Source organism: Sphingobium sp. (genome assembly GCF_032153725.1).
Lineage (GTDB): Bacteria > Pseudomonadota > Alphaproteobacteria > Sphingomonadales > Sphingomonadaceae > Sphingobium.
Genome location: NZ_JALDYQ010000112.1, coordinates 1 through 10811, shown reverse-complemented (window position 1 = coordinate 10811; position 10811 = coordinate 1). Strand labels below are relative to the sequence as shown.

Sequence of the window (10811 nt, the reverse complement as noted above, 5' to 3'; positions counted from 1 at the left end):
GAATGACTCTACCCGCCAATCGGCATCAGCGGCCGATGCCTCATCCCACGGCCCGCAACGCCTGCGCGAAGTCGGCGATCAGATCGTCCGCATCCTCACAGCCGATCGAGATGCGCACCATATTGTCGCTGATCGCCAGCGCCTTCTTGCGTTCGGCGGGCACCGACAAATGGGTCATTGCCGCCGGATGACTTGCCAGCGTCTCGGTCCCGCCCAGGCTCACCGCCAGCTTCGCGATCTTCAGCGCATCCAGAAAGGCAAAGGCCTCTGCCTCGCCACCCCTCAGATAGAGCGAAAAGGTCGATCCCGCCCCGGTGCAATGCCGCCGATAGATATCCGCCTGCCGCTCCGTTTCCGGAAAGCCCAGATAGACGACCTTCTCCACCTGCGGCTGGTCCTTCAGCCATGCGCAGACCTTCGCCGCATTCTCGCCCGCCCGGCTCATCCGCAGTTCCAGCGTCTCCAGCGATCGCAGCAACATCCAGGCCGAATGCGGGTCGAGGATCGTGCCGATGGTGTTTCGCATCAGCCGGATCGTGTTGATCAACCCGTTCGGCCCCAGCACGCCGCCCGCGACCAGATCGCTATGTCCCCCCGCATATTTGGTAAGGCTGTAGATGACCAGATCGGCGCCATGACTCAGCGGATGAAGCCAGAGCGGCCCCAGAAACGTATTGTCGATGGCGATCGGCGGCCGATATTCTTCGTTGCCAAACAAAAAGTCGCGCCGCGCGACTACCGCCTCCAGATCGACCAGCACATTGGTCGGATTGGCCGGACTTTCCAGATAGATCAGCGCCACGCGGCCCAGACCCCTGGCCTTTTCGATCACCGTGCCGATTTCCTCTTCGGTCGCGCCCGCAGGGAAATCCAGCCACTGCACCCCGAACTTGCCGAGGATGCGTCCGATCAGCGCTTCGGTCGCGGCATAGAGGGGCGCCGAATGCACGATCACATCGCCGGGCTGCACCAGAGCGAGCAAGGTCGTCGCAATGGCCGACATGCCGCTGGAAAAGAGCAGGGCGTCCTCCGCTTCTTCCCAGATCGACAGCCGGTCCTCCGCAATCTCCTGATTGGGGCCGTTGAAGCGCGAATAGACAAGGCCTTCCGCGCCGCCGGGCCGAATCCCGGTCACGCCCTCGAAATGCCGCTTCCCCGCCGCCGCGCTTTCGAAGGCGAAGGTGGAAGTCAGGAAGATCGGCGGCTTCAGCGATCCTTCGGACAGGGTCGGGTCAAAGCCATGGCCCATCATGAGCGTCGCGGGCTTCAGCTTGCGGCCGTCGATCTCCATGATCGGCTGCTTGGGGCGGCGGCGGTTGCGCGCGGGTTCCGCGCCGGTGAGGTCGGCTTCGGTTTCGCCGGTCATTTGCTTCTCCTGCATGTCTGCGGCATCTGCTGCGCCGCTGTAATGGCCGGGAGTGTAACGCCTTTGGGGGGGAGGGGGCCAGATGGTGCGCGTAATTTTATTCCGCATCGCTGGATATTTATTACGGTGCTTCTGCCTTCGCAGGAGCACGGAGCGCTTCGGGGTTGGGCCGCGTTGAAAAGGATGACCTTTCCTCCCAGCCATCCTACATCAATCCCATGAACCAACGCCTACCCGAACTGCTGGAGCATTGGTTCACCTCGCGCGGCTGGACACCCCGCCGCCATCAGCTCGACATGCTGAATGCCGCCCGGTCCGGCGCGCATGCGCTGCTCGTCGCTCCCACCGGCGCGGGCAAGACGCTCGCGGGCTTCCTGCCGGCCCTCACCGACCTGATCGATCAACCCACTGAGGGGCTCCACACCCTTTATGTCTCGCCGCTCAAAGCCCTCGCCGTCGATGTCCGCCGCAATCTTCTGACCCCGATCGAGGAAATGGACCTGCCGATCCGCGTGGAAACCCGCACCGGCGACACCCCCTCCGACCGCAAGGCCCGCCAGCGCGCCCGCCCGCCGCAAATCCTCCTCACCACCCCTGAATCGCTCTCGCTGCTCCTGAGCCATGCGGACAGCTTCCTGATGTTCGCACGGCTCAAGACCGTCATCATTGACGAGGTCCACGCCTTCGCCACGCAAAAGCGCGGCGACCTGCTCAACCTCTCGCTCTCCCGCCTGCAAGCGATCAACCCCGGCCTCCGCCGCGTCGCCCTGTCCGCCACCGTCGCGGATGTCGACGCCTATCGCGCCTGGCTCGCGCCGGATGGCGACATCCATGCCGTCACCCCGGTCATCGGCGAACAGGGCGCGGAACCGAATGTCGCGATCCTCATCCCCGAAGGCCGCGTCCCCTGGTCCGGCCATTCGGGCAAATATGCCGCCAAACAGGTGATGGAGGAGGTCGAACGCCGCGCCACCACGCTCGTCTTCTGCAACACGCGGGGTCTGGCCGAACTGATTTTCCAGTCGCTCTGGTCGGTGAACGACGCGAACCTGCCGATCGCCATCCACCATGGCAGCCTTTCAGTCGAAGCGCGGCGCAAGGTCGAAGCGGCGATGGCGGCGGGAAAACTCCGCGCCCTCGTCGCCACCGCGTCGCTCGACCTTGGCGTCGACTGGGGCAATGTCGATTGCGTGATCCAGATGGGGGCGCCCAAGGGCAGTTCGCGCCTGCTCCAGCGCATCGGCCGCGCCAATCACCGGCTCGACACGCCGAGTGAGGCGATCCTCATTCCCGGCAACCGCTTCGAATATCTCGAAGCCCGCGCCGCGCTCGACGCCGTGGAGGCGGGGGAGCGCGACGCCGACGATTTCCGTCCCGGCAGCCTCGACGTCCTTGCCCAGCATGTCATGGGCCTGGCCTGCGCCGGGCCCTTCCGCGAGGAGGAATTGCTGGCCGAAATCCGTTCCGCCATGCCCTATGGCGCGTTGACGGAGGAAGCCTTTGCCAATGTCCTCCACTTCATCGAGGGCGGGGGCTATGCCCTGCGCGCCTATGACCGGTTCAAGCGGCTGACCCATGATGCGGACGGCATGTGGCGCGTCTCCCACCCGCGTTTCATCCAACAGCATCGCCTGAACGCGGGCATCATCGTCGACCAGCCGGTGCTGGATGTCCGCTTCGCCAATGGCCGCAAACTGGGGACGGTGGAGGAGGGGTTCGCCGCCACGCTGCGCTCCGGCGACAGCTTCTTCTTTTCCGGCATGGCGCTGGAGGTGGTGCGGATGGACACGACCGACCTGATCGTCCGCGCCACGTCGAAACAGGCGCGCATCCCCAGTTGGGGCGGCACCCGCATGGCCATGTCCACGCGCCTGGCGGAACGGGTCCGCCGCTTCCTGGCCGAACCGGACCAATGGTCGCGCTTTCCGGAGGATGTCCGCGAATGGCTGGAGGTGCAGAAATATCGCTCGGCCCTGCCCGAGCCGGGACAGCTCCTCATCGAAACCTTCCCTCATGAAGGGCGTCACTATCTCGTCTGCTACAGTTTCGAGGGGTGGAATGCCCACCAGTCGCTGGGCATGCTGCTCACCCGGCGCATGGATGCGCAGGGGCTGATGCCGATGGGCTTCGTCTCCAACGATTATGCGCTGGCGGTCTATGGCCTGAAGCCCGTCACCGATCCCGCCAGCCTCTTTTCCGCCGACATTCTGGACCATGAGTTCGTCGAATGGGTGGAACAGTCCAGCCTGCTCAAACGCGCCTTCCGCGACGTCGCGGTGATCTCCGGCCTGATCGAGCGTCAGCACCCCGGCAAGCGCAAGACCGGGCGGCAGGTCACCTTCTCGACCGACCTCATCTACGACGTGCTGCGCAAATATCAGCCCGACCATCTCTTGCTGAAGGCTGCCTGGGCCGACGCGCGCGCCAGAATGACGGATGTGGGGCGCCTGGGCGACCTGATCGACCGGGCGTCGGCCACCATGCTGCACATCGACCTCGACCGGGTCAGCCCTCTGGCGGTTCCCGTCCTGATCCTCATCGGCCGCGAACAGGTCGCGCAGCACGAGGTGGAGGATGCGCTGCTGATCGAGGCTGAGGCGCTGGTCGCAGAGGCGATGCGCAAGGATTAGGGATGGGGTAAGAAGAAAAACGGGACCCCGGATCAAGTCCAGGTGACGAGGGAATGTCAGGGGAGGGTGGAAGGCGGACGGTCGGCTTACCTGAGCATTCCTTGAAGCGCACCGTGTTCCTGCGCAGGCAGGAACCCAGTCCCGCCCTCGCCTCATCATTGCAACGTCTGAACTGGGCTCCTGCCTTCGCAGGAGCACGTCACGCTTAATGGCTGGAAATGGCCAAAACCAGACGCAAGTTTTTCTGTCCTACAACCTCGCAACCGAGGTAAGGCAAACCAGTTCTTTGAACCGTAAGCTGCAATAGGAAATTTCGCACGAAAGGACGCCTTTCCGCGCCTCTATCGTGTCACCTTTGTCACCCAAAGGACAAGGCGGCCAAGCCCCCCGGCGTGGGCATCATCTCCGATCAGGACCACCCGAATCCTGATCATCCCGCACCCCGCCGCAACCGTTCAGCGTTCCCTCTCCGAACGCCACCGCCACCCGGTCCGACCAGATAGCATCGCTCATGCCATCGCTGCATGGCCCTTCGGTAAGGACCATCGAGAAGCCGTCACCCAGATAGCGGATCGCCTTTCCATCGCCATGGCGCGAGACGGTGTATCGGATCGGCGCCTTGTCCGGCCGCTCCAGCGTGACGGTCGAACCTCTTACCGTCACTGCCCAGAAAGGTTCTGTTCCGATCGCGCGATAGTGATCGTCAGTGGGGCGGTCGGAGGAGACAGGCGAGGGCGCCCGTTCCGTGACCGTTCTACGTGGAACCGTTTCCGAAACATTTTCAACGCTTGGATTCGCGACCTCCTTCCGGGCGATGATAGGCGCCGAGGCTTGCGCCTGCGCGCTATTGGCGGCGAACTCGTCTTTCTCGCCCGCACAGGCGGCCATCATCAGCGTAAAGCCGAGAGGCCAGAGCCGTGTCATGGGGCGATTTGGTCCCGGCGGAAGCAGGTCGCGGCATGGTCGTTCACCATCCCGATCGCCTGCATCCAGGCATAGACGATGGTCGGTCCCACAAATTTGAAGCCGCGCTTCTTGAGATCCTTGGAAATCGCTTCCGACAGCGCGGTCTTGGCCGGAACGTTCAGGCCGTCACTTCGGATCGGCGCGCCCTTCACGAAGCCCCAGACATAGGCCGAGAAATCCTCGCCCTGGTCCCGCATGGCGCAGAAAATCTGGGCGCCCCGGATCGTCGCCTCGATCTTCGCGCGCGCCCGGACAATGCCGGGATCGCCCATCAGCCGCTCGATATCGGCTCCGCTGAAAGCCGCCACCTTATCGGGATCGAACCCGGCAAAGGCTGCCCCGAACGTCTCCCGCTTGCGCAATATGGTGATCCAGCTGAGCCCCGCCTGGAACCCCTCCAGCATCAGCGTTTCCCAGAGCCTGCGCGAATCGCGCTCCGGCACGCCCCATTCCTCGTCATGATAGGCGCAATAAAGCGGGTCGGTCCCGGCCCAGCCGCAACGGACCCGCTCCATCAGGTCAGACGTCCAGATTGGCGACGTTCAGCGCATTGTCCTGGATGAATTCGCGCCGTGGCTCGACCACATCGCCCATCAGGCGGGTGAAGATCTCGTCGGCCACGTCCGCCTGCTCGACCTCGACCCGCAGCATGGAGCGATTGTCCGGGTCCAGCGTGGTTTCCCACAGCTGCTCGGCGTTCATCTCGCCCAGGCCCTTATAGCGCTGGATCGCCAACCCCTTGCGCCCGGAGGTGAGGATCGCCTCCAGCAATTCGCTCGGCCGGGTGACGGCGACCGCGCCTTTGGACGCGACCGGCAGATCGTCATCCCCAGCCTCCTCGGCGGCAGCCGCCGCCTTGGCCGTCACCAGCCGGCTCGCCGTGCGATAGCTGTCGGCTTCCTCGGCAGCGATGGCATGCAGCTTGCGCGCCTCGGCCGAACCGATGAAGCCTGCCTCGATCATGTGGTGATCGGTCACGCCGCGCCACAGCCGCTCGAAGTGGAAGCCGCCTTCCTCCGCGATCCGGCCGCTCCAGCTGCCTTCGCTGTCCTGCGTATCCATCCAGCGAACCGTGTTCGCCAGCCGCTCGGCCTGCGCGTCATGGCTCAGCTCCGGGTCGAGCGCGCCGTTGATCGCCAATGCCTCGATGATCGCGGGATTATAGCGGCGCGGCACATAGCGCATCACCGCGCGCATCCGCCGCCCATGCTCGATCAGGCTTCGCATATCGTCGCCCGACCGCATCCCGCCGGTGGTTTCCAGCGCCATCGAATCCACGCCATTGTCGACCAGATACTGTTCCAGCGCCGCCTCATTCTTGAGGTAAACCTCTGATCGACCCCGCGTCGCCTTATAAAGCGGCGGCTGCGCGATATAGAGATGCCCCGCCTCTATGATCTGGGGCATCTGGCGATAGAAGAAGGTCAGCAGCAGCGTACGGATATGCGCGCCGTCCACGTCGGCGTCGGTCATGATGACGATCTTGTGGTAGCGCAGCTTTTCCAGATTGAAATCGTCGCGGATGCCGGTGCCCATCGCCTGGATCAGCGTGCCGACTTCCTTGGACGACAGCATCCGGTCGAAACGGGCGCGCTCGACGTTCAGGATCTTGCCCTTCAGCGGCAGGATCGCCTGATTGTGGCGGTTGCGCCCCTGCTTGGCCGAACCGCCTGCCGAGTCACCCTCGACCAGGAACAGTTCGGACTTGGCGGGGTCGCGTTCCTGACAGTCGGCCAGCTTGCCGGGCAGAGAGGCGATGTCCATCACCCCCTTGCGGCGGGTCAGTTCGCGCGCCTTCTTCGCGGCCTCGCGCGCGGCGGCGGCGTCGATCACCTTCTGGACGATCATCTTGCCGTGCCCCGGATTTTCCTCCAGCCATTCCGCCATCTTGTCTGCCATCAGGCTTTCGAGCGGCTGGCGCACTTCCGACGACACCAGCTTGTCCTTGGTCTGCGACGAGAATTTCGGATCAGGCAGCTTCACCGACACGATGGCGGTCAGGCCTTCGCGCATATCCTCGCCGGTGAGCGACACTTTCTCCTTCTTCAGCAGCCCCGACTTGTCGGCATAATTGTTGAGCGTCCGGGTCAACGCCGCGCGGAAGGCTGCCAGATGGGTGCCGCCGTCCCGCTGCGGAATGTTGTTCGTGAAACACAGCACATTTTCATAATAAGAATCGTTCCACTCCAGCGCGACGTCGATGGTCACATCGTCGCGGCTGCCCGAAATCGCGATCGGATCGGGCATCAGCGGCTGCTTGTTGCGGTCGAGATATTTCACGAAGGCCGCGATGCCGCCCTCGTAGAACAGCTCGACCTCCTTCTTCTCCTCATGCCGCGCATCGGCCAGAAACAGCCGCACGCCCGAGTTGAGGAAGGCCAGCTCGCGATAGCGATGCTCCAGCTTCTCGAAATCGAATTCGGTGTGGTTCTTGAAGGTGCCGCCGTCGCCCGGCGCTTTCTCGGTCGAGGGGAGGAAGGTGACGCGCGTGCCCTTCTTGCCGGCAGGCGCATCCCCGATCACCTTTAGCGGCGCGACGGCATCGCCATAGGCAAAGCGCATATAATGCTCCTTGCCGTCCCGCCAGATATGCAGGTCCAGAAATTCGCTGAGCGCGTTCACCACGGAAACGCCCACGCCGTGCAGGCCGCCCGACACCTTATAGGCATTGTCGTCGGACGTGTTCTCGAACTTACCCCCGGCGTGCAGCTGGGTCATGATGACCTCGGCCGCCGATACGCCTTCTTCCTTGTGGATGTCGGTCGGGATGCCGCGACCATTATCCTCGACGCTCACTGATCCATCGGGGTTGAGCGTGATCAGGATGCGGTCGCAATGCCCGGCCAGCGCCTCGTCTATCGCATTGTCGCTGACTTCGAACACCATATGATGCAGGCCCGAACCGTCATCGGTGTCGCCGATATACATGCCGGGCCGCTTGCGCACGGCATCCAGCCCTTTCAGGACCTTGATGCTGTCGGCGCCATAGGCGTTGCTGTTGGGGTTGTTCTGACTGTGCTCGCTCATGCACGAGCATATAGGGAAAGGCCCGAAGAAACTAAAGCGAAACATGGCGTCTTCCGCCCATGGAAAGCGCGGTCTATCAGGCATCTATGCGTTCCCTTCTCGCTCTGGCCCTGATCCTCGCCGCCTGCTCGAAAAGCAGCGACGTGCTGGAGGATTTGCCCAACAGTTCGCTGGCGGGCGCGCCGCGCGAGGATGTACCTGAAACCCGGCTGGAATCGCGTCTCACCCGTTCGGTGACGATCGGGGAGGATGGTCCGCGCCTCGATGCCTGCGGTGCCATGGGACAGGCGGCGCGCGTCGGTGCCAAGGGGCTGGCCGTGCGCGCTGCGCCCTTTGCCGATGCAAAGGAAATCGCCCGCATGGGGGAGGGCAGCCGCGCCTGGGTCTGCACCCGCAGCCTCGATCAGAAGTGGCTTGGGGTTGTCCTCGTTCCCGAAGCAGCCGCCGATTGCGGCGTCTCCGAACCGGTGGATCGCAAGCAGCCCTATGTCGGCCCCTGCCTCAGCGGTTGGGTGTCGAGCGCCGCGATAAGGCTGATCGCGGGTTAAAGGGACCGGCCGACGGACTCCATGCCGGCCGGTCAGGGGGGCAACCGGATCAGGTCAGGGCGGGACGCTGGGGCGGAGCGATGGTGAAGAAGGGCAAGGCATGGTGCACGATCCAGCCGATCGTCGCCGCATAGGCCATGGTGCCGACGCCCACCGTGCCGCCGAGCAGCCAGCCAACCGCCAGCACGCCGATCTCTATGCCGGTGCGCACCCATTTGACCGGCAATCCGGTGCGGCGGCAGAATCCGGTCATCAGTCCATCGCGCGGCCCCGGCCCCAGACCCGCGCCGATATAGGCACCACCCGCTATGCCGTTGAGGACGATCCCGGCCCCCAGCCAGGCAAAGCGCATGGCATGACCTTCCGGCACCGGCAGGAGCATGAGGCTCAGGTCCACCGCCGTTCCGATCACCACGATGTTGCAAACCGTGCCGATACCCGGCCTTTGCCGCAGCGGCCACCAGAGCAGGAGCACGACGGCGCCGATCAGGTTGACGGTCATGCCGAAGCTCAGGCCCAGACGCGGCGCCACGCCCTGATGCAGCACGTCCCAGGGGTCCAGCCCCAGATTGGCGCGCAACATCAGCGCCATGGAAAAACCATAGAGGCCAAGACCCCAGAACAGCTGAAAAAGGCGGCGGTGCATCATCATGACGTCCGCCATCGCCCGGAATGGCCTTTTACAAAATGGCCATTATCGGATAACTGGCCTCTTCAACATCTGGATTGGAATTGATCATCATGTCCACTTCCCTGTTGCGGCCACCCTCTCTGCTTCGCCTGCTGGGCGCCTGGCGCGCCGCGGACAGCGCTGAACCGGCCTATCGCCAATTGGCGCAGGCGCTGCGGATGCTGGTGCTGGACGGGCGCATCGGCCTCAATGTCCGCTTGCCGGGGGAGCGGGAACTGGCCGCCGCGCTGAGTCTTAGCCGCACGACCATTGCCGCGGCGTTCGACCGGCTGCGCGATGAGGGTTTTCTCGAAAGCCGGCAGGGTTCCGGCAGCGTCACGCGCCTGCCGCCCGGCCGGATCGAGCAGGACCTGCCGGAAATCGATACGGCCAGCGGCGGCAACATCCTGAACTGGACGCATGCCGCTCTGCCGGCGGCGCCGGGCGTCGGCCGTGCCTGTCAGGCAGCGGTCGAGGCCTTGCCAGCCTATCTCGGTGAACTGGGTTATGATCCGCTGGGCCTGTCGCCGCTGCGCCGAGCCATTGCGGCGCATTATGAGCGGCGTGGCTGTCCGACCAGCCCGGACCAGATCATCGTCACCAATGGCGCGCAGCAGGGCTTTTCACTGCTGCTGCAATGGCTGGCGGGGCCCGGGGATCGGGCGGTGATCGACCATCCGACCTATCATAATGCGATTCAGGCGCTGCAACGCGCTCATGTCGTGCCCGTGCCCGTGGGTCTGCCCGCGCAGGGTTGGGATATCGACGCCATGGATGCGGCCTTCCGCCAGACCAATCCGCGTTTCGCCTATATCATCGCGGATTTCCACAACCCGACCGGGCGCAGCATGGACCCGGCCACTCGCCGCGCGCTGGTGGCGGCGGCGACGCGCAACCATATGCCGCTGATCATAGATGAGACGATGGTGGCGATGGGGCTGGACAATCTGCCGCCGCCGCCGGTCGCCGTGCACGATCCGTCGGGACGGCAGGTCATCACCATGGGGTCGGCCAGCAAGATTTTCTGGGGCGGGCTGCGCGTCGGCTGGATTCGCGCCGATCCGCAGACGATCGCGGCGCTCGGTCGCCTGCGTACGACGATGGACATGGCCAGTCCGGTGGTGGAGCAGCTTGCCGTCGCGCATCTGATCGACGCGGACGAAGGATTGGGATCGCGGGCGGACATGCTGCGCGGGCGACGGGATCACCTGTTGCGCCTGATCGATCGGCATTTGCCGCATTGGCGCGTCGAATCGCCCGCCGGGGGCCTGTCGCTCTGGGCGGAACTGCCCCGGGCCGAAGCGACGGCGCTGGCCGCGCTTGCCGAAAGCCACGGCGTGCGGGTGGCGCCGGGACCGCGCTTCGGTGTCAGCGGCGCGTTCGAGCGTTTCCTGCGGCTGCCCTTCACCTTGGCCGAAGAGCAATTGAGCATGGGCGTCGAGCGGCTGGCTGAGGCGGACGCCCGCCTCCACGCCCGCGTGCCGCGCGGCCGAGATTCGCTGGCAGCCGCGCTGGAGGCGGACCGGCTGATCTGACCCTTGGCCGGAAATGGCCATTTTCCGACATCCGCACTCTCGTCACCCCGGACTTGATCCGGGGTCCCG

The 10811-nt window shown here is 64.6% G+C and carries 8 protein-coding genes; 3 read left to right on the top strand and 5 right to left on the bottom strand.

Translation table 11 applies throughout. The features are described 5' to 3' along the window. Window positions 1-40 precede the first annotated feature (40 nt). Window positions 41-1366 carry a cystathionine gamma-synthase family protein gene (locus RUH75_RS22315; RefSeq protein ID WP_313809396.1) on the bottom strand — a complete coding sequence of 442 codons (1326 nt, stop codon included), beginning with the start codon at window positions 1364-1366 and terminating at the stop codon, window positions 41-43. A gap of 218 nt (window positions 1367-1584) precedes the next feature. On the opposite strand from RUH75_RS22315, the gene RUH75_RS22310 reads away from it, so the two are divergent. Continuing rightward, a complete protein-coding gene (locus RUH75_RS22310) occupies window positions 1585-3996 on the top strand; it encodes a ligase-associated DNA damage response DEXH box helicase (RefSeq protein WP_313809395.1) in 2412 nt (803 codons plus the stop codon). A 399-nt stretch (window positions 3997-4395) separates the two neighbouring features. Here the strand turns inward: RUH75_RS22310 and RUH75_RS22305 are convergent, their stop codons facing one another. The 3 genes from RUH75_RS22305 to gyrB are packed head-to-tail and all read right to left on the bottom strand — an operon-like array spanning window position 4396 to window position 7989. Then, window positions 4396-4920, bottom strand: coding sequence for a membrane-like protein (locus tag RUH75_RS22305; protein WP_313809393.1), 525 nt, complete (start codon window positions 4918-4920; stop codon window positions 4396-4398). Next, entirely contained in the window at window positions 4917-5477 is a 561-nt protein-coding gene (locus RUH75_RS22300) for a DNA-3-methyladenine glycosylase I (RefSeq protein ID WP_313809392.1), read from the bottom strand. The genes RUH75_RS22305 and RUH75_RS22300 overlap by 4 nt, the downstream gene beginning before the upstream one ends. 4 nt (window positions 5478-5481) lie before the next feature. Further along, window positions 5482-7989 carry a DNA topoisomerase (ATP-hydrolyzing) subunit B gene (gene gyrB / locus RUH75_RS22295; RefSeq protein ID WP_313809391.1) on the bottom strand — a complete coding sequence of 836 codons (2508 nt, stop codon included), beginning with the start codon at window positions 7987-7989 and terminating at the stop codon, window positions 5482-5484. A gap of 86 nt (window positions 7990-8075) precedes the next feature. Between gyrB and RUH75_RS22290 the strand changes: the two genes are divergently transcribed. Beyond that, window positions 8076-8537: a hypothetical protein gene (locus tag RUH75_RS22290; RefSeq protein ID WP_313809390.1), complete on the top strand. Its 462-nt coding sequence runs from the start codon at window positions 8076-8078 to the stop codon at window positions 8535-8537. 49 nt (window positions 8538-8586) lie between these two features. Here the strand turns inward: RUH75_RS22290 and RUH75_RS22285 are convergent, their stop codons facing one another. Continuing rightward, the gene (locus RUH75_RS22285; protein ID WP_313809389.1) at window positions 8587-9189 is read right to left on the bottom strand and encodes a hypothetical protein; all 603 of its coding nucleotides are present in this window, start codon (window positions 9187-9189) and stop codon (window positions 8587-8589) included. An 89-nt stretch (window positions 9190-9278) separates the two neighbouring features. On the opposite strand from RUH75_RS22285, the gene RUH75_RS22280 reads away from it, so the two are divergent. Then, entirely contained in the window at window positions 9279-10742 is a 1464-nt protein-coding gene (locus RUH75_RS22280; RefSeq protein WP_313809388.1) for a PLP-dependent aminotransferase family protein, read from the top strand. The last annotated feature ends 69 nt before the right edge of the window (window positions 10743-10811 follow it).